General features: G+C 32.8%; 23 protein-coding genes. 19 read left to right on the top strand and 4 right to left on the bottom strand.

Features of this window, described 5'->3' with window-relative positions; translation table 11 throughout:
• Positions 1-82: 82 nt before the first annotated feature.
• The 14 genes from glmU (at position 83) to FJR48_RS05410 (ending at position 14,160) form a co-directional block, all read left to right on the top strand.
• Positions 83-1,387 (top strand): bifunctional UDP-N-acetylglucosamine diphosphorylase/glucosamine-1-phosphate N-acetyltransferase GlmU, encoded by a 1,305-nt coding sequence (glmU, locus tag FJR48_RS05475; protein WP_152307148.1) that lies wholly within the window; start codon positions 83-85, stop codon positions 1,385-1,387.
• 9 nt (positions 1,388-1,396) lie between these two features.
• Positions 1,397-2,665, top strand: a complete 1,269-nt coding sequence (gene coaBC, locus FJR48_RS05470; RefSeq protein ID WP_152307147.1) for a bifunctional phosphopantothenoylcysteine decarboxylase/phosphopantothenate--cysteine ligase CoaBC — start codon at positions 1,397-1,399, stop codon at positions 2,663-2,665.
• Positions 2,666-2,683: 18 nt separating this feature from the next.
• Positions 2,684-3,361 (top strand): di-trans,poly-cis-decaprenylcistransferase, encoded by a 678-nt coding sequence (locus FJR48_RS05465; protein WP_152307146.1) that lies wholly within the window; start codon positions 2,684-2,686, stop codon positions 3,359-3,361.
• Complete coding sequence (locus FJR48_RS05460) at positions 3,358-4,176, top strand: prepilin peptidase (protein ID WP_188108633.1); 819 nt, start codon at positions 3,358-3,360, stop codon at positions 4,174-4,176. The genes FJR48_RS05465 and FJR48_RS05460 overlap by 4 nt, the downstream gene beginning before the upstream one ends.
• A gap of 3 nt (positions 4,177-4,179) precedes the next feature.
• Positions 4,180-5,205, top strand: coding sequence for an LptF/LptG family permease (locus FJR48_RS05455; protein WP_152307145.1), 1,026 nt, complete (start codon positions 4,180-4,182; stop codon positions 5,203-5,205).
• A gap of 1 nt (position 5,206) precedes the next feature.
• Positions 5,207-5,917, top strand: a complete 711-nt coding sequence (gene truA / locus FJR48_RS05450; RefSeq protein WP_152307144.1) for a tRNA pseudouridine(38-40) synthase TruA — start codon at positions 5,207-5,209, stop codon at positions 5,915-5,917.
• 62 nt (positions 5,918-5,979) lie between these two features.
• Positions 5,980-6,666 (top strand): ABC transporter ATP-binding protein, encoded by a 687-nt coding sequence (locus FJR48_RS05445; RefSeq protein WP_152307143.1) that lies wholly within the window; start codon positions 5,980-5,982, stop codon positions 6,664-6,666.
• Complete coding sequence (locus FJR48_RS05440) at positions 6,663-7,901, top strand: ABC transporter permease (protein ID WP_152307142.1); 1,239 nt, start codon at positions 6,663-6,665, stop codon at positions 7,899-7,901. The genes FJR48_RS05445 and FJR48_RS05440 overlap by 4 nt, the downstream gene beginning before the upstream one ends.
• A 9-nt stretch (positions 7,902-7,910) precedes the next feature.
• Positions 7,911-8,624, top strand: a complete 714-nt coding sequence (locus tag FJR48_RS05435) for an outer membrane lipoprotein-sorting protein (RefSeq protein ID WP_152307141.1) — start codon at positions 7,911-7,913, stop codon at positions 8,622-8,624.
• 7 nt (positions 8,625-8,631) lie between these two features.
• On the top strand, positions 8,632-9,681 hold the full coding sequence (locus FJR48_RS05430; protein ID WP_152307140.1) for a hypothetical protein: 1,050 nt from the start codon (positions 8,632-8,634) through the stop codon (positions 9,679-9,681).
• 31 nt (positions 9,682-9,712) lie between these two features.
• Positions 9,713-10,849: a metallophosphoesterase family protein gene (locus tag FJR48_RS05425; RefSeq protein WP_152307139.1), complete on the top strand. Its 1,137-nt coding sequence runs from the start codon at positions 9,713-9,715 to the stop codon at positions 10,847-10,849.
• Positions 10,836-13,205 (top strand): AAA family ATPase, encoded by a 2,370-nt coding sequence (locus FJR48_RS05420; RefSeq protein ID WP_152307138.1) that lies wholly within the window; start codon positions 10,836-10,838, stop codon positions 13,203-13,205. The genes FJR48_RS05425 and FJR48_RS05420 overlap by 14 nt, the downstream gene beginning before the upstream one ends.
• Before the next feature lie 131 nt (positions 13,206-13,336).
• Complete coding sequence (locus FJR48_RS05415) at positions 13,337-13,618, top strand: DUF3465 domain-containing protein (protein ID WP_241856146.1); 282 nt, start codon at positions 13,337-13,339, stop codon at positions 13,616-13,618.
• 269 nt (positions 13,619-13,887) lie between these two features.
• Positions 13,888-14,160, top strand: coding sequence for a hypothetical protein (locus tag FJR48_RS05410; protein WP_152307136.1), 273 nt, complete (start codon positions 13,888-13,890; stop codon positions 14,158-14,160).
• A 9-nt stretch (positions 14,161-14,169) separates the two neighbouring features.
• On the opposite strand, the gene FJR48_RS05405 is transcribed toward FJR48_RS05410, so the two are convergent.
• On the bottom strand, positions 14,170-14,613 hold the full coding sequence (locus FJR48_RS05405) for a hypothetical protein (protein ID WP_152307135.1): 444 nt from the start codon (positions 14,611-14,613) through the stop codon (positions 14,170-14,172).
• Positions 14,614-14,714: 101 nt separating this feature from the next.
• Here FJR48_RS05405 and FJR48_RS05400 point away from each other — a divergent pair, with 101 nt between their 5' ends.
• The 4 genes from FJR48_RS05400 (at position 14,715) to FJR48_RS05385 (ending at position 16,615) form a co-directional block, all read left to right on the top strand.
• Positions 14,715-15,212, top strand: coding sequence for a hypothetical protein (locus FJR48_RS05400; protein WP_152307134.1), 498 nt, complete (start codon positions 14,715-14,717; stop codon positions 15,210-15,212).
• Positions 15,213-15,295: 83 nt separating this feature from the next.
• On the top strand, positions 15,296-15,478 hold the full coding sequence (locus FJR48_RS05395; RefSeq protein ID WP_152307133.1) for a PLDc N-terminal domain-containing protein: 183 nt from the start codon (positions 15,296-15,298) through the stop codon (positions 15,476-15,478).
• A gap of 10 nt (positions 15,479-15,488) precedes the next feature.
• Complete coding sequence (locus tag FJR48_RS05390) at positions 15,489-15,758, top strand: CDGSH iron-sulfur domain-containing protein (RefSeq protein WP_152307132.1); 270 nt, start codon at positions 15,489-15,491, stop codon at positions 15,756-15,758.
• A 50-nt stretch (positions 15,759-15,808) separates the two neighbouring features.
• The gene (locus tag FJR48_RS05385) at positions 15,809-16,615 is read left to right on the top strand and encodes a L,D-transpeptidase family protein (protein WP_152307131.1); all 807 of its coding nucleotides are present in this window, start codon (positions 15,809-15,811) and stop codon (positions 16,613-16,615) included.
• Here the strand turns inward: FJR48_RS05385 and FJR48_RS05380 are convergent.
• From FJR48_RS05380 to FJR48_RS05370, 3 genes are read right to left on the bottom strand one after another with little or no spacing between them, the layout of a single operon-like run.
• Positions 16,596-17,750, bottom strand: a complete 1,155-nt coding sequence (locus FJR48_RS05380; RefSeq protein WP_152307130.1) for a murein transglycosylase domain-containing protein — start codon at positions 17,748-17,750, stop codon at positions 16,596-16,598. The two genes, FJR48_RS05385 and FJR48_RS05380, sit on opposite strands and share 20 nt — an antisense overlap.
• Positions 17,751-17,764: 14 nt before the next feature.
• Complete coding sequence (locus FJR48_RS05375; RefSeq protein WP_152307129.1) at positions 17,765-18,856, bottom strand: DNA alkylation repair protein; 1,092 nt, start codon at positions 18,854-18,856, stop codon at positions 17,765-17,767.
• Complete coding sequence (locus tag FJR48_RS05370) at positions 18,849-19,595, bottom strand: ElyC/SanA/YdcF family protein (RefSeq protein ID WP_152307128.1); 747 nt, start codon at positions 19,593-19,595, stop codon at positions 18,849-18,851. The genes FJR48_RS05375 and FJR48_RS05370 overlap by 8 nt, the downstream gene beginning before the upstream one ends.
• Positions 19,596-19,647: 52 nt before the next feature.
• On the opposite strand from FJR48_RS05370, the gene FJR48_RS05365 reads away from it, so the two are divergent.
• Positions 19,648-20,382, top strand: a complete 735-nt coding sequence (locus FJR48_RS05365; RefSeq protein ID WP_152307127.1) for a hypothetical protein — start codon at positions 19,648-19,650, stop codon at positions 20,380-20,382.
• Positions 20,383-20,395 lie beyond the last annotated feature (13 nt).

Here is a 20,395-nt window from a genome sequence, read left to right as displayed (position 1 = left end):
TGTCTTATAATACCACTTTACTTTAAAATTATCTCTTAAATGATAAAATTCTATCAACAAAAAAGATATAAAGAAGTTTTAAATGAATAAAAACAACATAAGTATAGTAATCCTTGCAGCAGGTCAAGGTAGTCGCATGAAGTCTAATAAAGCAAAGGTTTTACACAGTATTTGCGGTAAGCCAATGCTTTATCATATTATAAAGGCTTCAAAAGAACTAAGCGATGATATATCTGTTGTTATAGCACATCAAAAAGAAAAGGTTCAAGAAGAGATGCAGAACTACTTTGATGACATAAATTTTGTTATTCAAGATGCAGATAACTTTCCGGGAACCGGCGGTGCAATGAAAAACATAAAACCAAAGTATGAAAGAGTTTTAGTATTAAACGGTGATATGCCACTAATAGATGCCTCTTCATTACAAGGTTTTATAGATACGGATGCAGATATCATCATGTCTATTTTTGATCTGCAAAATCCTGATGGTTACGGACGTGTTAAAATTCAAAACAACCAAGTTCAATATATAGTCGAACAAAAAGACGCATCCGAAGATGAATTAAAAATCTCAACCGTAAATGCAGGTGTTTATGCTTTTTCTAAAGCTGTTATTGAAAAATACATTCCACTTTTGAGTAACGACAATGCACAAAAAGAATACTACCTGACTGATGTTATATCAATGGCTAAAGATGACAATCTTGACATTAAACCTTTACTTGTTGATGAAGAATACTTTAAAGGTGTCAATTCAAAAAAAGACTTAAGTGATTCAGAAGTTATTATGCAAGATAGAATAAAATTACACTGGATGAGAGAAGGTGTAATTATGCAACTTCCATCAACAACTTATATAGAAGAAAGTGTCAAATTTATTGGTGAATGTATAATTGAAAACGGATGTCGTATCACAGGTGACACACTTATACAAAATTCGCATATAAAATCAGGCTCAGTCATAGAAGATTCTATTGTTAAAAATTCAGATGTAGGACCACTTGCACACCTTCGTCCTGCTTCGAATATAGAGGATACACATATAGGTAACTTTGTAGAAGTTAAAAAAAGTACACTAAGAGGTGTAAAAGCCGGACATTTGAGTTATCTTGGAGATGCAGAGATAGATGAAGGTACAAACATAGGTGCAGGGACAATTACATGTAACTACGACGGTATAAACAAATACAAAACTATAATTGGTAAAAATGTATTTATAGGGAGTGACAGCCAACTTGTAGCACCTGTAACAATAGAAGATGACGTAATGATAGCGGCGGGGACAACTGTTACAAGCCAGAAAATAGAAAAAGGTGTTCTAGCAATAAGTAGAACAAAACTGAGAATTGTAAAAGATTTTTACTATACATTTTTCGGCAAAAAATAAGGTTTTAAAATGCTAATACCAACAAATTTACTTAAAGACAAAAAAATACTTTTAGGTGTAACAGGCTCTATCGCAATCTACAAATCACTTGAGCTTATAAGACTACTAACAAAAGCAGGTGCCGAAGTTAGAGTTGTTATGACTCAGAGTGCGAAAAAATTCATAACGCCGCTAACTTTTGAAACATTAACATCAAATAAAGTTCTGGACGATACTAATGAAGATTGGAGCAATGACTTCAACCATATAAAAATCGGAGAATGGGCAGACTTATTTGTTATAGCTCCTGCATCCGCAAATACGATTGCAAAACTTGCGAATGCAATAGCGGATAATATGCTACTTCAATGTGCCCTTGCCTATGAAGATAAAAAACTTTTAGCTCCTTCTGCAAATACAAATATGTTATATAACCCTATAACACAAGCTAATCTAAAAATGTTAGCACTGGCAAATTATGAACTGATAGATACACAAACAAAAGAGTTAGCTTGTAAAACTGAAGGAAATGGCGCTATGGCTGAGCCTTTAGAGATATTTTGGCAAATAGCAAAAGCGCTTATGAGTGATGAATTTTGGAGTGACAGACGTGTCATAGTTACCGGTGGCGGTACAGTTGAGAAAATTGACGATGTTAGATATATTTCAAATTTCTCAAGCGGCAAGATGGCTTCGGCACTTGCGATTGCACTTTACTGTAAAGGTGCGGACGTAAACCTTATATCTACTAGAAGAGAAAATGACTTACCTTTAGATATACATACAATAGACGTTGATGACACGCATGAAATGTTGGAATATCTAACCGATTCTATAAGAATTGCCAAAAAAGGAAAACTATCTAAACCTTCACTTATGAATTCAGAGCAGATTCAACTAATACAAAAAAAACCCTATCTTTTTATGGCAGCTGCAATTAGTGACTATATACCTAAGTTTGCGCAAGAAGGAAAACTCAAAAAAGCTACACTTGGCGAAGAGTGGGATCTGAAATTAACACAAAACGTTGACGTGCTTGATTTAATAGATAAAACAGATATAACTACAATCGGTTTTAAAGCCGAGATGGATGCACAAAATGCACATAAAAATGCAACAAATATGCTTGACAAGAAAGAACTTGATGCAGTATGTTTAAATATCTTAAAAGACAGCAGCAGTTTCGGAAGCGATACAAACAAAGTCGAATTTATAAAAGCCGATAAGATTGAGTCCATAGCAGATGCAGACAAACTAAGTGTAGCTTACGAAATTCTTGAACACGCAAAAGATATATAAAAAAGATATAATACAAAAATGAATCAAGCAAAACATATAGCTATTATTATGGACGGGAACGGCAGATGGGCTGAGCTCAAAGGCAAAAAAAGAGTTAAAGGTCATGAAGCAGGTGCAGAAGTCGTACGTGAAATCACGGAATTTTGTGCAGTTCATAAAGATATCGAACGCTTAACTCTATATGCCTTCTCAACCGAGAATTGGAAACGTCCCCGTTTAGAAGTAGAATTTTTAATGAAACTTCTTGAAAAGTATTTAAAAAGTGAGCTTGATACTTATTTAAAAAACAATATTAGATTTGAACCTATTGGAGATATAAGAGCTTTTTCAAAACCTCTTCAAAAAACCATAAAAGAGGTTAAGGAAAAAACTGCCCACTGTGACGGACTTGTTCAATCTTTGGCTCTAAACTACGGTGCAAAAGATGAGCTTTTACGTGCCGTAAACAAGATTAAAGATTCTCAAAACGATATAACAGAGGAGATGCTCTCAAATGCACTCGATTGTAAACACGATGTTGACTTACTTATTCGTACAGGCGGTGACCATAGGTTGTCTAATTATCTTTTATGGCAGGCTGCATATGCAGAATTTTTCTTTAGAGACATTTTATGGCCTGACTTTTCTGCTAAAGAGCTTGAAAAGATTATAAAAGAGTTTAAAAAAATAGAACGCCGTTTTGGAGGGCTTAAATGATTGAGATGATTTTAGCATTTGTATTTGGAATAGTTTTTGGATCTTTTTTAAATGTAGTAATACTTAGAATTCCAAATGATGAAAGTATTGTTTTTATATCGTCTCATTGTTATTCATGCAACAACAAATTAAAACCTTGGCATAACATACCTATTTTCTCATGGATATTTTTAAGAGGAAAATGTGCATATTGCCAAGCCAATATATCTAAACAATACCCTATCATAGAGTTTATATCCGGTATTTTATTTGCTGTTTTAGTTCAAAAGTATAGTTTTTCAGTACCTATAATATTTATATACTTAAGTTTTTCAATGCTTTTGGTCCTTGCCATGATAGATTTTAAATATAAAATGATTCCCGACTCAATTAATCTTTTAGCTATAGTTTTTGCTATTTTAGGTGCGTGGAATATGGAAGGGTTTATAAATAACTTTCAAAATGCTCTATTATTTGCAGGCGGATTTACACTCTTAAGATTTTCACTCTCTTATATACTAACTTCATCTGCACATAGAGTTGCTAACAAAACTTTAACACCTTGGACCAAACACTATCAAAGATACCCTTACATAGAGGCTATGGGTGAAGGCGATATTATGGTAGCAGCTACAATGGGCGCTCTTTTGGGAACTCATCTTACATTAGTAGCGATATTTTTATCTGCTGTTTTAGCACTACCCGTTATGGTGGCAGTTCACAATAAAAGTGCAGAAGAACAACGTGTACCGTTTGTGCCGTTTTTAGCCCTTGCTACTTTTATTGTTTATATTTTTGATACACCTATTAAAAGTTTTATAGAGGCAAATTACTAGAGAATGAAAATATTACAAAAATATATTATAAACAATTTATCCGTACTTTTTTTATCTGTTTTTTTACCGCTTTTTTCAATAGCTTCAGTTATATTTTTAATTAAGTTAGCTACATATACGGCTGTTGTTCAACTTTCAATCTGGGAGATGACAAAAATGTATATTTTTGTACTCCCAGATGTATTTTTCTTTACTCTGCCTTTTTCATTTTTTATAGCTGCGACACTAACACTGTTTAAGCTATCAAACGACAATGAAATAATTGTATTGTTTTCTCTTGGTATCCATCCAAATTTTATTATAAAAACATTATTAAAACCGGCTGCCCTATTGGCTGTACTGCTCTTTTTAAACTTTTTTGTACTATATCCGCATGCAAAAACACTCTCTAAAAACTTTATTGCATATAAAAAGTCCCAAGCAAAATTCAACCTATCAGCTTCTGAATTTGGACATAAATTCGGCCCTTGGTTACTGTATATAGGAAAAGACAATCCGGACGATACTTTTGAAGATGTGTTTTTATTCAAAAAAAATAAACAAGATAATGAAGAGGTGCTGATAAGTGCAAAAAAAGCTAAAATTATCAATGAAACAAGTCTTTTAAGATTAAAGCTAACAAACGGCGAAGGCTATAGTTATTCTAAAGATAAATTTTCACAAATAAATTTTGACACCATGTATATAAACAGTTCTTTGACAACCGATTTAGTAAAATATGAAACACCATTGGAATATTGGCAGTCGGACTTTGATATCGGTAGAAAATATAAAACATTTATTACCGATACACTAATGAGTTTATTTCCGATGATGTCGCTATTTCTTGCTGCAAGTATTGGTATAGTACACGTTAGACATAACAAAGGAAAGGCATATCTTTATATGTTTCTTGGGATCATTGTTTTCTATGAATCCATACAATTGTTATGGGTACCGTTGTTTTTTTATGCTATCCCTACTATTGCTATAGTATGGTTGATAGGTACGTATATGATATATCGCAAAACTATTGTCGCCAAGTTTTAGTATGAGAGCCCTTATAACCTGTTCTTACAACGGTACCCACTTTTTGGGTTCACAAACCCAAACCGAAACAAAAAACACTATATTTGGACAGATTGAATATATATTTAATGAGTTAAATATTACTTCAAAGCCACAGCCTAGCGGGAGAACAGACAAGGGAGTCCATGCAAGCGGTCAAACTTTTCATATAGACTTGCCTGAATTTTGGAATGATTTAAAAAAACTAAAACGTATTTTAAACGAGATGCTTCCAAATTCTATAAAAATTTTATCCATTAAAGAGGTAGATGCTGAATTTCATGCAAGATACTCTGCAAAATCAAGGGTTTATCGCTATCTTATTAAAACAAATGAATCCAATCCTTTTGAAGATGATTTTATAAGTTTCTATACAGATGCAGATTTTAAAAGCATCCAAAAAAATATATCTCTTTTTATAGGTGAACATGATTTTAGGGAGTTTATGAAAACAGGAAGTGAAATAAACTCTACCACTAGAGAGATATATAAAGCTTACGCATATAAAAAAGATGATCTAATTGTTTTAAACTTTGAAGCAAACGGTTTTTTAAGAAGTCAAATACGTTTAATGGTAGGTGCGCTTTTAAACCTAGATGCAACTCAAATAAAAGAACAGTTAGATTGTAAAAAACAATATAAAATCAAACCTGCAACTCCAAATGGACTCTATCTAGCTAAAATAAAGTATTAAAACTCTCCTTAACATTAAGTTAATGTGCATATAATATTATTTTACAACACAGGGGGTTATAAATGATTGCCAATGAACATGTAAATAAAACCTATAAAATGGGTGAAGTTGATTTAAAAGTCATAAAAGATTTAAACTTGACTATAGAACATGGAGAATTTGTCGCCATAGTCGGACCAAGCGGTAGCGGAAAAAGTACGGTACTTAATCTTATCGGCTGTTTAGATAAACCTACCGATGGAAAAATAACCATAGAGGGTATTGACGTTACTGTATTAAACAGGACAGATTTAGCAAACTTTAGAGGCCAAAATATTGGTTTTATCTTTCAAAGCTTTAACCTTATCCCCGTACTTAGTGTTTATGAAAATATAGAGTATCCACTTATTATGATTCAAAATCTGCCAAAAGACGAACGTCACAAACGAATAATGAAACTTCTTGAAGATGTTGATATGCTTGACCAAAAAGATAAATTCCCCGATCAACTCTCAGGTGGTCAGCGTCAGCGTGTAGCTATTGCGAGGGCTCTCGTAACAAACCCGAAAATAGTTTTTGCGGATGAGCCTACGGCAAACTTAGATACCGACACCTCAAATCAAATCATAACACTTATGCGAAATATTCAAAAAGAGTTTAATACAACCTTTATATTTGCAACACATGACGAAAAGATAGTAACTGCAGTAGATAGAATCATAACACTTGTAGATGGTGTTATAACAGATGACAAAAGGGTTGCATCATGAAAAATATCATAAAAATGTCTTTTAGAAATTTACTCAGAAGTGGGAGAAGAACATTACTTACAGCCAGTTTAATAACCATAGGTGTTATGTTTGTGTTGATATATGCGGCACTCTCAGGTAGCTTTAAATCATACATGATCTCTCAAGTAACGGACTCGATGCTTGGACATATCCAAATCCACAAAAAAGGCTATATTGCATCTGTAGATAACCTGCCTTTAGATAAAAACCTAAATGAAAAACAAATAGATAAAATCAAAGAGTTTTTAGATACCAGCGAGCTTATAGAATCTTATACATTTAGGTTAAAACTAAGTGCAATGTTTTCAAACTATGTAGCATCTACGGGTATAAGACTAAATGGCATCGATCCTGAAAACGAAACTAAGACGCTACCTCTGTTTAAATCAAGAGTCGATGCTAAAGAGAATACTCTATTAAAAGAAGGAAACATTTTAGTTCCAGAGCTTATAACAAAAGGTATGAAAGTCAAAAAAGGCGATACGATAGTACTTGTAGCTACAAATCAAAAAGGCTCGGTAAACGGGCTCAACTTTAAAGTAACAGGAAGTATAGAGCCTATTTCGGGTCCCGGTGGAAGAGACGGCTACATACATATAAACGATGTTAAAAAACTTCTTCGTCTAAAAAAAGTAGAAGTAAGCGAAGTAGTTATCCGTTTAAAAGATGTAAAAAATCTTGAAAAAATGATGCTTTATCTAAAACCGCTAACAAAAATGAAAAACAAAAATGATAAGCCTGTTTTTGAGATACATAGTTGGAAAAAGCTAACTCCTTTTTATAACATAGTCAAGATGCTTGATATTATGGACATATCTATTAAAATCATTTTAATATCCATAGTACTTATATCTGTTTTAAACGTGATGATCATGAGCGTTTATGAGCGTATTAAAGAGATTGGTACGATTGCGGCTATGGGTACTACTCCAAGTACCATTACAAAACTTTTTTTGGCTGAGGGTTTGATGCTAGGAGTATTTGGAACAATCCTTGGAACTATACTATCGTATATTTTTGTTTTTATTATAAACACGGTCGGAATAACTTTCTCTTTTGGTCGCCAAAGTGACTTAATACTAAATCCGACCCTTCAAACAAATGAGGTTTTAATTGTAGGGATAATAGTCATTATTATCTCTCTTGTTGCATCTATATCGCCGGCTAGAAAAGCTGCAAAACTAAACCCCGTAGATGCACTAAGACAAAACTAGGAGAATATTATGAAGTATTTAATTATATTATTGGCATCAGTTATCTCGGTATTTTCTTCAGATATATTAGAAAAAATAGACAGAAATCTCACGCCTGTTTCAGCGCAGATGTATAAGAAACTTATAAATATTGAACCGGACGGTGCAAAAAAAGAGTTTATACTTTTTCAGGCAAAAAAAGACAAAGAAAAAATGGTCTCGCTATTTTTGTCACCCGACAGTGAAAAAGGTCGTTCAACCCTTCGTTTGGGTGACAATATGTGGCTATATATTCCAAATGTGGGTCGCCCTATCCGCATTACATCGATGCAGTCGGTAGTTGGGGGTGTATTTAATAACGCAGATATTATGAGGCTTGACTTTTCAACTGAGTACAATGTAGAAAAACAAGAAGAAAAAAAAGAGTATCTTTTACTTACGCTAAAAGCAAAAAACGATACTGTCTCTTATGACAAACTTATCATGCAAGTAGATAAAAAAAGTATGACACCGCTTCAAATAGAGTGTTATACTTCAACAAAGCTGCTTATAAAAACGCTTTATTATAAAAAGTTAAAAGATTTTGGGGACAACATAGTAAGACCGTCAGTAATTGAGACAGAATCACCTATGTATAAGGGGTATAAATCTATAATGATTTACGGGAAGATTTTACCTAAAAAGTTTCCGGACGAGGCTTTTACGCTTGATAATCTATCTAAAGCATCAAATCTAAGAAGATAAGCAAAGAATGTTAAAACTCTTTATCGTCTTTTTATCTGTCGCTTTACTTATGGGTAATGAATATGATTTTGATATATCCGACGTTAAGCCCAAAAAATACGAGTACGGTGGATATCTAAGAGTTGACGACAGACTTCAAAAACTAGACAAAGGCGATGATAAATATCAAAACTACATTCATACAGAAGCTCTTTTTGATTTTTCATATTTTTATGAACAACTGACGTTTGAGAGTTCCGTAATCTATACGCGTGATTATATAAACAATAAACAAAACGAAGATGATTTAGTAGTAAACGAACTCTATTTTGAAGCAAAACTAGATACATACAACTCATTTTTGGCAGGTAAAAAAAGTCTAAAATGGGGAAAAGGTTACTTTTTCAACCCCGTCGCATTTTTTGACAGAGAAAAAGACCCGTCTCAGCCTACACAAGTTAGAGAAGGATATAGCATTTTAAAATACAGCTATAACAAAAGCTTTATAGGGGATTTAAAAAACCTTAGTTTTGATTTTGTATATCTGCCATCAAGTAATGCTATAAATCAAGACTTTGACAAAAATTCAAACAATTTAGCAACTCGTTTATACCTGCTTTATTTTGATACGGATATAGATTTTATATACAACTATTCAAATAAAAAAGATGACAAAATCGGTATAGATTTTTCTAAAAACCTTCAAACAAATTTTGAAATACACGGCGAATATGCCAAAGTTATAAACGCAGACGAAGCATATCTTGTTGGCTTACGATATTTGACCGATTATGAGTTGACTGTTATAAGTGAGTATTTAAACGATGAGGATGATTACTTCGTAACACAGCTGACACAAAAAGAGCCATACAACATACTCTACTTTAGCATCTATGCCAAAAACTATACAAACTTAGACGATGATTCTATGCAAAATAAAATCGGAATAAGTTACAGTTTTAAAAATAATATAGATGCGGATATATCATACAATAAAAACAGCGGTAATGATTTAAGCGAATTTGGTTCTAAACCGGTAAGCGACTTTGTATGGCTACAAATCAAATGGAACTACTAAATTTTAAGTTAAATCACACTATTATACCCTTATGAAGATTGTTCACTTTAGCGACACCCACTTGGGTTTTAACGACTTAGATATTTTAAATGAAAAAAACATAAACCAAAGAGAAGCAGATTTTTACGATGCCTTTTCTCAGGTTCTTGAGCAAATAAAAACCATAAAACCTGACTATATAATCCACACAGGCGATCTGTTTCACAGAGCGAGTCCAAGTAACCGCGCTATAACTTTTGCACTTGAGAAGTTTAAAATAATAGATGAGTTAAATATTCCTTTCATTTTGATAGCAGGAAACCACTCTACCCCTAGAACAAATCTAAGTTCACCTATACTCAAAATTTTTAACAGTTTTAAAAACATACACGTATCGTACAATCAGGTGTATAAAAAAATAGAGTTTAAAGACGTAGCATTTCACACCCTGCCCCATATGAACGACGACACAAAGGCACTTTCACAAATAGAGCTTTGTGAAAAAAGCATAGATGAAAACAAAAAGAACATCATGATGATGCACTGCTCCGTTGGAGCACACTACCTGATGCAAGAATTTGGCGAGTGGGTGTACCCAAAAGATAAAGAGTATATATTTGCTAAAATGGATTATGTAGCACTCGGGCACTGGCACGGTTTTGGACAAGTGGGAAAACATGAAAACGTTTACTACAGCGGTTCAACCGAACGTACAAGCCTAAACGATAAACGAAACTCTAAAGGTTTTATAGAACTTACACTAGAAGATAAAGCATCACTGTTTGGCTCACTGGATGTCGAGTACAAAGAGATAGATATACGCCCTATTATTACTAAAGAGATAGACTGTGAAGATTATGAGAACTCTTTAGCATCCATAGATGTGTCTGATACTACAGATGCAATAGTAGAAGTAAAACTAAAAAACCTTACCCCGATGCAATCTATTGAGATTCAAAATTCAGATATAAAAGAGCACATTAAAGATGCCATGAGCGTAAATATAAAAAGAGAGTTTAAACACGCAACAAATGAAAGTGATGTCAGTGAAGTAGAAGCTATGAGTCTTGAAGAGTTTTTTTTAGAACATATAAAAGAAGATGCAAAAGAGCAAGAGTATGACAGACTAAAAAATAAAATCCAAGAACTTTTTGCTTCATACGAAGAGGTGCAAGATGATACTAACTAAGTTGCATCTTGAAAACTTTAAAAAATACACTTCATATGATATAGAGTTCGGTGAGGGGCTTATCGGTATCATTGGAAAAAACGGAAGCGGAAAATCTACCATATTTGAGGCGATACTTTTTGCCCTGTTTGGAGAAGCTAAAAAACGGGGAAATAAAGACCTGCTAAGAAATGCAGGAGCTTCTGCTAAAGATGCGGTAGTAGTCGAGCTTGAGTTTGAGTTTGAAGATGCACTCTATAAAGTTATCCGTGAGTTTCGCGGAAAAGCCATGAGTGCAAATGCCAAGCTTTTAAAAAACGGCGAAGTTACGACTACGGGTGCAAAAGAGGTAACTACTGCCATAACAAAACTTACAGGGATGGGTAAGGATGCATTTATGCATACACTTTTTGCATCACAAAAAGAGCTTGCAAGTCTGAGTACACTCAAAAATGAAGAGCGTAAAAAGATGATACGCCGTCTTTTAGGACTGGAGAAAATAGATTTTGTAGAAAAAGAGCTAGTCGAGAAAAGCCGTGAGTTAGGACGTGAGATAAAAGCTTTTGCGGAGGTGCTTTTAAGCGATGAAGATATAAAAGCAAAACAGGAACTTATAAAACAAAACAAAGAGAAAAAACACCTGCTTGTAAAAGATGAACAAAACAAAACTAAAGAGCTTATCTCTCTAAAAGACAAAGAGTCAGTCATAAAAAAAGAGCTTGATGTTTTTGTAAAGACAAAAGAGCTAAAACAAAAGCTTTATGCGGGACTTGAACTAATATCAAGCAATAAAAGCATAGAGCTTATAAACCAAGCAAAACTCATAGCCGAGAACTATGAACTAGAACACAAACAAGAGGAACTAAACTCTTTGGCAAATGTAAAAAAAGAGTACCTTGGTCTGCAAGAAGATTTGAAAAAACAAGAGGGTTTAAAAGAGAAGCATCTAAAACGTGAAGGACTTCAAAAAGAGCAAGTCCAACTAAGGGAACGCTACAGCCAAGCCAAAGCTGATATTCATAAACTTGAAAAAGAGTGTGAGCTCCACGAGCAGTACAGCTTCGATGCAAAGAACCTCGAACAAGACCTCTCTATCCGACAAGACGGCATTGAAGCAAAGCATACTATAGAGCAAGAGATACTTATTGAGCGAGCATCAGAGCAGAGAATCATAGATGAGACAAATGCTAAAATACAAAGTTTGGAAGAGCTTGGAAGTGAATCTGAATGTCCGACATGTACAAGACCACTTTTAGAGGAGTACGACAAGGTAATAAACTCACTAAACTCCATAGTGCAAGGTACACACCAAAAAAAGATAGATGAGTACAATACTCAGCTCAAAAATGTACAAGAGCAAAAAGCAAAACTAATCGAGCAAAGAAAAGTAAAAGAAAAAGAGTTCCAAGAACTGAGTAAAAACCTAAACATCATAACAAGCAAACTTCAAGATTTGCAAAAAGCAAAAGAGCACTTTAAAGAGATAGAACTTAAAGGGCTGAAAAACAAAGATGAACTAAAAGAGCTTGAAGTCTTTAAGTACGATGCTTCTGTGCATGAAAAGTTACAAAAAAACAATGATGTGCTGACACCAAAGTACAAACATATACTTTCTCTGGAGACTGAGCTAAAAAGACATAAAGCGGTTAAAATAGATTTGGCAAAAGTAAATGAAAATATAGAAAAACTAACTAAAGAACATCAAGAAAAAGAGCTAGAGTTTCAAAAAGTAGTTTACGATGAGAATGCACACAAACAAAAAGTCGTACAACATGAACAGGCTTTAAAAAGTGTTGAAGAGCAAACGGAAACTATACATGATATAAAAGTAGAAGTTACACGTATAGATGGAGATGTAAAAAATACTCAAAGCTCACTTGATAACAACGAAGAACAACTTAAAAAAGTACAAACAAAAAAAGACGACTTGCAGGATTATGAAAAAATAAAAACGAGCCTTGCAGAGTTTAAAACACGTCTTAACTCCAAGGTAGCACCACGCATCTCTACAATAGCATCCGATATGTACTCACGCATAACAAAAGGTAAATACCAACACATAGAAGTAAGCAACGACTTTGACTTTTTCATCTACGATGAGGGCAAAAAGTACCCAATAGAGCGCTTTAGCGGAGGGGAAATAGACCTTGCCAACTTGGTACTTCGCATAGCAATAAGTAAAACACTTACCGAGTTAAGCGGTGCAAGTTCCATAGGATTTTTAGCGTTTGATGAAGTGTTTGGAAGCCAAGACGAGAGCCGTCGCATGGAGATATTAGAAGCATTTCACACCATAAAAGAACAATACAGACAGATATTTCTAATAAGTCATGAGATGGAGATAAAAGAGATGTTTGAGCGGCTTGTGGAGTTGTAGATATAAAAAACACGCGGATGGCTTTTTGATTGCTCATTTTAAACGTTATATGGAAAAATAAAACTGGAGTTTAAATGAAAAAAATATTATTAGTACTCGTTATGAGTCTTGAATTATTTGCTGGAACACTAATGTGTGGTTCTGGAACTGTAATTAGATTACTTAGTGATGACAACAAAGGTAGTCGGCATCAAAGATTTATAATAAAAGAACCATCCGGAAGAACATTATTAATTGCTCATAATATTGATTTAGCACCAAAAATTCATTCACTTCAAAAAGGTGATTTAATAGATTTTTGTGGTGAGTACGAAAACAATGCAAAAGGTGGTGTTGTTCATTGGACACATCATGACCCGCAAAAACGTCATAGTGATGGTTGGTTGGAATATAATGGTAAAAGGTATCAATAGTACTTACATCTATTTATGTAACTAAATTTCTATTTTTTTCTAACTTTAAACAAACAAAGTGATACTAACAATAGAAATACAAGAGATATTTAAGAGTGTATGGAGTTTTAAAAAAATATACAAAATCAGCAAAAACATGACATTTTTAATAATTTAATCGTCAATATTTTTATATGTTCATATATTTGAATATATTCGGCTATTTTGTATATAATATTCTTTGAATAAATAGTTAATCTATAAAAACCACTCAACACAAAGGATTAAAAATGTCAAAAAAAGAAATAAAAAGTGGAAGCATATGGAATATAAAAATTTATCTAAAATCTGGTTTGATTATAGATATAACAAATCATAAAGAAGATAAAAATAAATATAAGGAAAAGCTACTAAAGGAATACGAAAAGTACAATAAAAACAATAAGCAATCTGTCTATAAATTTTCTTTTGATAGAAATAAATTAAGTGCTGCTCAGGATGACCATAAATTGATAATAAACTTCAATAATGTGGAATCAATTGTTGCTATTGGTACGGATTAGTAGTATTAACTAAACCAAAAACATCCATTTAGCAGATACAACTATTAAAACACCTAGAACAATTACCAGCTTATGAAAGTGGTTTTCCATGAAGTTGCTTTTTTTGCCTTTTGTTAGTTTTACATATAGGTTTGAGAGTACGCCTGCAGCTATAACTAAGACCAAGGCTATTTTAAACATTAGGATTTTTTGAAGATCCGTCTCAAAAAAACCTGCATCTGAGTTGATGTATCTTGACATCATCATTCCGCCTGTAAGGATTAAAAACAAAAGAGTCAGCGGAAAAATTTTAAAGCTTCTTTTTCCTAGTGTTTGGTTTATCTCTTGCTGTGTTTCTTTAGAGAACTTACCTTTAAGTGTAGATATAACTGCCAAATCACTAAATACATACCCCAAAAACATAATCGCCAAAATCAAATGAATAATATGAGCATACGGATAAACTGCTTCCATAAATCTCTCCTGTTAAAAAATTGCAGTGATTATACATAAATAGTATAAATTTCATATACTCACTTGAAAGTTTTGATACAATATTGTTCAAAGAGGTATCTATGAACAACATCGATAAAATTCTTCATAAAGACGAATCCGTACTTGCAAAAGCAGATATATCAATCACTTTTTACACTTCTATAGCCTTGTTGTACCTACTGGGATTTGCACTTCTTTTTATAGGTTACGAGTATGAAATAGGCGTTATCGGTGCAGTTTTGGTTATACGTACTTTTTTTGTTAATATGCAAGAGATAAAAGAGAAAAAATCATACCACTGCCTGCTAACTGAGAAAAGACTTATCATACTAAAGGGTCATAAGGTAAAAGAGATTTTTCCCATAAACCTAGAAGATATCAGAAGCATATATATAAAACCTATCAACCAAACCCTAAAAGATATTATAGACATAGGAACTTTAGAGGTGGTAACTACTTCGGGCGGTCGTTACGTGATTAGAAATATAAAAAGACCATACCTATACCATAAAGCTATAATCGGCGATATAGTAAGTGCTACACATTATTCAAATAAATACAAAAAAAATCTAAAATAAAATATTAGTTATTATAATTATAAGTCGTTTAATTTAATAAATATTACAATGGTAGATATATTAAAAAATACAAGGAGTAAGTTATGAGTAATGTTACTATAACAATCTTTTTACTGTTCGTCGTATTTTGGGTTTATACTATTTTTTCTATATTAAGAAGTGAATTTGTCGATAAAAAAGCAAAAGTTTTTTGGACTATCGGAGTTATATTTGTTCCTTTTTTAGCATTTTTTTATATCTTTATGAAAAAAAACTTACTTAGATAAGGGGTTTAAAATGTGTGATGAAGCGATTGTAGCTTTTAACAAACCAAAAGGTGAAACTCTTGAAGCCGGAAAAGAATACCTTATTTGCCAATGTGGAAGAAGTAAAGACGGTGTATTTTGCGACGGAAGTCACGAAGTAACAAAATGCCTGCCGAAAAAGCTCGTGGTTGAAAAAACTAAACCATATCTTATATGTAGATGCAAAGCAAGTAAAAACTTTCCTTTTTGTGATGGTACTCATAGTTTTTATAGCGATAGCGACATAGGTAAAAAAGTTTAATCATTGGTACGCTTATTGCTGTCATAAACCTAAACAACCAAGGTTTATGAGTGCTTTTAAAATTTATAATAGCTACACTTCTTTCATCAACTTTTCTACAACTTTTTGCTTACGACTTAGAAGAAATCAAAAAAGATTTTTATGAAAAAGTTATTTTAAAATCAAATATTCAAGACAGAGATAAAAAGTTTAAACTAAGCGAGTCTTATTTTGAAAATGCAAAAGAATATTTGCTTATGGAACAAGACAAATTCACATACACACAGTTCGTTTCACTTATAGATTTATCAAAGCAAGTACTTATTTTAACAGTATGGGATGAATGTGAAAGAGATTTTTTCCCTATAGGATTTGACTTTATATCAAGCGGTGATATAGACAGAGAGATAGAAACTAAAAAAGGTGAAGACCACTATATAAAAAGTCCGGTAGGACTGTTTGATATAAAAAGCGGTTGGCGATCCGATGGAAAATTTTTAGAAGACAATATAACAAGACCATATGGAGAAAAAGGAAGATTTGTATTTTATTTCGGAAAACAAAACAGTGTTAGATACAACTCATTTGATAAAGACGGAAATAAAATAAAAGACAAAAAAAAGTGGAAACTAATAAAAAGCAAACTAAACTTTGCCATGCATGCACACAGCGGTACGCAAACCTTTGGCAGAGTACAATCTCACGGATGCATAAGGATGAGTGAAAATCTAAATAGATTTTTGGATAACAACTTCGTTTTTTTTGCACACCTTTTAAATGGTACAGAGTGGTTACATCCATATGAACCAGAACCGCAAAATCCAAAAAACCATGAGTTAGCAGGTAAATACGTTTTAGTTATAGATAGTGTTTTTTAGCACTTGTTACTTTTTTGATGTAGTCTCTTGTTTCTTTATAGGGTAGTTTTTGTCTTAAGTGCTTGTAGAGTGCATCCGGAGATAGTCTGTTTATTTTAGATACTGCAATATCTTTATTTTTATGAAAACTTCTAAGAACATTACCGCTTCCGGTATTATATGCTGCAATAACACACAGCTCACGATTTTCAGGATTTTTCACATCAGACAAATAACGGTTAAAAAGTATGTGTACATATGCACTGCCCATCTCTATATTGTTTCTTGCATCAAAAAGATAGTTTCTAGTGGGTTGACCCGGACGTTGTGTTAAAAACTCCCAGGCATCTCGTCCTGCTGAATGTGGTACTACCTGCATCAGACCATAAGCAGGTATGGCACTTGTCGCGAACTGGTTAAAATGGCTTTCTGTTTCAATAAGAGCAAAAATCAAAGCAGGTTCAAGTCCGAATCGTTTTGCTTGTTTTTTTACTATGGATGCATAATTTAGCTCAGAACTATTTGAGTAGTTATCTTGCTTCATTTTAAAAGTAACATAGTAACGCTTTTTTACTCCTGTACTTGTTTTTATCGCGTCCTTTTTTAATCCAGTGTCTATAAGATGCTGTGCATATCTGTTTGCCCTCCAAACCCAGCGAATTGGCTCACCGTCATGATCTTTGACCCTGTTAAATAAAAAAGGCTCACCTACATGAATAGTATGCCTGCTTGAGAACAAGTCAACTGTTTCTGGATTTTGAGTGTTTAAGAGTGTGCTTGCAATAACTTCTTTTAAAGTTCTTAACGGATTAGCCGTATCCGTCGTTTCTACACGTATTACACCGTTTTGGAAGTTGATAATTGTACGTGCTTTAAAGTCTTTTGCATATTTTACGTAGTTAAATTTATCTGCAACTTGAGCTTTTTCTCCCCAATACGGTGCTGCTTTTTTTCTAACGTAACTCACTTGTTTTTTATAATATACTTGTGCTTTTGAGAGTTGTTGAGGCTCTTTATAAACCGTTATTTCAGGTTCATTATATACAAAAACCTTACTCTCGTCTTTTGGGCATTTTGGACATTTACAATTACAAGGCACTTTAGTACTACAACCAAAAAAACTTAATGCTAAAACAAATAATACAAATATACGCAAATCAACTCTTTTTTTTATGTAATTGTAACAAGTTTAAATTCAAAGGACTTAAAAATCTCTCCGTTTACATACAGATGCAACCTATGAACTCCCGCATAATACTTACGAGTAGATATAGGTTTAAAAGAGTGTCTTTTTTGAATAGTTTTATTATTTTGCAAATATTCACCTTCACAAATTTTAAACATCTTTTTTGAGTATTTATTATTCTGTCTTAGAAATTCCATTTGGTATTCAACTCTTAAATAACCTAAATTTTTTTTAGAGTTAATTGTAAAGCTAAACTCCAACTCACTTCCCATCTCTACTTTTTTTTGTATCGAGATTGCTTCAAGCGTAATATGTTTTGCTTTTTTTATACCAAAAATCTCTAAAGCATCTACCTCTGATGCTTTTAGGAGTGTCCTGCATCCATGCTTTAAAAGCTTGTCCGTATTTTTAGAGTTTCCTATCCATTTTTTAGCTAAATTTATTGTAATCTCGGGATTGTCTTTTGAGATATCATTTAAATTATTGGCAACGCTTTTACGAACATACTCACTCTCATCATCTTTTAAAACATCGAGTATTTTTATAACTTGACTTGGATCTTTTTTAAACTCAGGAAGTGCAATTGCCCAAGGAAGTCTTGGTCTGCACCCTTCAGATGCCAAACGTCTTACGTGTTCGTTTTCACTCTTAGCCCATTTTTGCATCTGAGTCATTGTTTTTTTTGGATATTTTAATATAAACTGCCTTATGGCAAATTCACTACTGGAACCAACTGTAAATGTTTCTAAAGCCATCATAGAAGTATCAAACTCATCTAAACCGTAAACCTCTACAAAGTCTTGAAAAAGCATATTTTCTAAAGCGTATTTGCTATCAACATCTTTAAAAGTCTTTTCTAAAATATCTATAGCTTTTATATATTCACTCGGTAGGTACTCTCCAAGAGTAGATGCAATATGCCTCATCCTTTGTTTTAGTTCTAAATCTTCCCAGCCTTTATAAAAAATAGCTTTTTTAAAACTATCGGTTTTAAATGTTTTATAGTTTTTTACTATGTTTGATGCCAGATAGTCAATATATTGTTTATTATATAGTTCTTTTAAAAGCTTAGCCACGTAACTTTGTCCATAATATACCTAAATATTCATGTATAGCCATACGACTTCTTTCAAAACTCGTCGTACTGGGAAGTTGTAAAAAATCATACTCCCCTGATTTTTTAAAGTAAGTCGGAGCAGCAACAGGGTTCATCCCTTTATTTTTAAACAACATCATAGCTCTTGGCATGTGCGTAGCAGATGTAACCAATACAAATTTATTTTTCCCCACGAGTGTTTTTGAAAACTCTGCTTCTTCATAAGTATCTTTTGCTTTTGGATTTATGATTATATTTTTCTTTTCAACTCCAAGTACCAATGCCAAATTTGCATTCATAACAGCTGTTGGTGTATTTGTCTTGCCTTTATGACCTGTAAAGATTAGTTTTGAATCTGGAGTATTTTTGTGAATAATAATACCCTCAAGCACCCTTTTTGTTGAAGCATCAGAGAGTCTTGAACTTAAAGGTTGTGTGTTGTCAGAGTTATGTCCACCGCCTAAGACATGTATATACTTTAAATTTTTATCATATTGATAATTTTCATATTTATTTTCTAAGTTTTTGAGTAAAAAATTTGAAAAAGGCGGATAAGAGAAAAGAACTAAAAAGCCAAAAGAAGCACTTAATGATATTTTTGCATATCTATTTTTTTGTATATATAAAAAATACAAGCCTAAAGCGAATATACTTACTACTAATCCCATCGGTTCAACAAAAAATGTAATAGTTTTTTTTAGTATAAATCCAAAATCCATGCTTGAATTTTAGCTATAATTTCATTTAATAATAAGTAAGAGAGTATATTTTATGCAGATTTTTGGAAGATTTGATACAAAATTTGATGATGAGTTTTTAGTTGAACACTACATATATATAAATGAAGACAATGAGAAAATAACTACAAAAGATTTGGAACTAAAACTAAAAAAGAAAAGAAAACATGTAGCGGGAACTATATTTTTATTTAACCCTTGTATGAGTCCTGTAGGCTATAACACAAACAGCTCTTTAGCTTCTCAGGGATATGAATTTAACGGAGACTTTGAAGAATTAAACTTTGACGATATGTCAAACCTTTTATACCAAGCTACAAAAAGAGAATACAAGGGTAAGCTTATTGAGATTAAATATCTTTTTAATATTAATCTTGCAAATATTGAGACTACGTCCATTTTAGATAAATTTGCAGTTGATTTAGACCTATACAACTCCGATCAACTTACTCTTTTTGAAAAAACTATGAACTACCAAGACGCTGCAAATATAAGATTAACCGGCAAGTTTGTATTTATGGGTGTCGGACATAAATATGACCCTCAACATATAGGCATAAAAAACTATGCCAGAGATATTGCCATAAAAGCAAAAGAACTTGGAAAAGAAGTTGTCTTTTTACACGATAGAAATTACAATGCAGACGAATGTATAGAACAATCTTACTTTTTGCATCCACTTGCACAAGGCAAAGCAAAAGATACGCGTGCTTATGCTTTTAAAGGTTCTTTTATGAGTAATCCTCCTATAATTAAAAGAATCGAGTAGTTTTTCAAAAAAA

Source organism: Sulfurimonas lithotrophica (assembly GCF_009258225.1).
Taxonomy (GTDB): domain Bacteria; phylum Campylobacterota; class Campylobacteria; order Campylobacterales; family Sulfurimonadaceae; genus Sulfurimonas; species Sulfurimonas lithotrophica.
Note: the sequence above shows the minus strand (reverse complement) of the source record. Positions and strands in the feature narration are given on the sequence as shown.

Coding starts and splice junctions, on each gene's coding strand:
- FJR48_RS05455 (WP_152307145.1), top strand. CDS start 4,180: ATGAAAATATTACAAAAATATATTATAAACAATTTATCCGTACTTTTT.
- FJR48_RS05400 (WP_152307134.1), top strand. CDS start 14,715: ATGAACAACATCGATAAAATTCTTCATAAAGACGAATCCGTACTTGCA.
- truA (WP_152307144.1), top strand. CDS start 5,207: ATGAGAGCCCTTATAACCTGTTCTTACAACGGTACCCACTTTTTGGGT.
- coaBC (WP_152307147.1), top strand. CDS start 1,397: ATGCTAATACCAACAAATTTACTTAAAGACAAAAAAATACTTTTAGGT.
- FJR48_RS05365 (WP_152307127.1), top strand. CDS start 19,648: ATGCAGATTTTTGGAAGATTTGATACAAAATTTGATGATGAGTTTTTA.
- FJR48_RS05395 (WP_152307133.1), top strand. CDS start 15,296: ATGAGTAATGTTACTATAACAATCTTTTTACTGTTCGTCGTATTTTGG.
- FJR48_RS05370 (WP_152307128.1), bottom strand. CDS start 19,595: ATGGATTTTGGATTTATACTAAAAAAAACTATTACATTTTTTGTTGAA.
- FJR48_RS05415 (WP_241856146.1), top strand. CDS start 13,337: ATGTGTGGTTCTGGAACTGTAATTAGATTACTTAGTGATGACAACAAA.
- FJR48_RS05465 (WP_152307146.1), top strand. CDS start 2,684: ATGAATCAAGCAAAACATATAGCTATTATTATGGACGGGAACGGCAGA.
- FJR48_RS05425 (WP_152307139.1), top strand. CDS start 9,713: ATGAAGATTGTTCACTTTAGCGACACCCACTTGGGTTTTAACGACTTA.
- FJR48_RS05420 (WP_152307138.1), top strand. CDS start 10,836: ATGATACTAACTAAGTTGCATCTTGAAAACTTTAAAAAATACACTTCA.
- FJR48_RS05460 (WP_188108633.1), top strand. CDS start 3,358: ATGATTGAGATGATTTTAGCATTTGTATTTGGAATAGTTTTTGGATCT.
- FJR48_RS05440 (WP_152307142.1), top strand. CDS start 6,663: ATGAAAAATATCATAAAAATGTCTTTTAGAAATTTACTCAGAAGTGGG.
- glmU (WP_152307148.1), top strand. CDS start 83: ATGAATAAAAACAACATAAGTATAGTAATCCTTGCAGCAGGTCAAGGT.
- FJR48_RS05405 (WP_152307135.1), bottom strand. CDS start 14,613: ATGGAAGCAGTTTATCCGTATGCTCATATTATTCATTTGATTTTGGCG.
- FJR48_RS05390 (WP_152307132.1), top strand. CDS start 15,489: ATGTGTGATGAAGCGATTGTAGCTTTTAACAAACCAAAAGGTGAAACT.
- FJR48_RS05445 (WP_152307143.1), top strand. CDS start 5,980: ATGATTGCCAATGAACATGTAAATAAAACCTATAAAATGGGTGAAGTT.
- FJR48_RS05410 (WP_152307136.1), top strand. CDS start 13,888: ATGTCAAAAAAAGAAATAAAAAGTGGAAGCATATGGAATATAAAAATT.
- FJR48_RS05430 (WP_152307140.1), top strand. CDS start 8,632: ATGTTAAAACTCTTTATCGTCTTTTTATCTGTCGCTTTACTTATGGGT.
- FJR48_RS05435 (WP_152307141.1), top strand. CDS start 7,911: ATGAAGTATTTAATTATATTATTGGCATCAGTTATCTCGGTATTTTCT.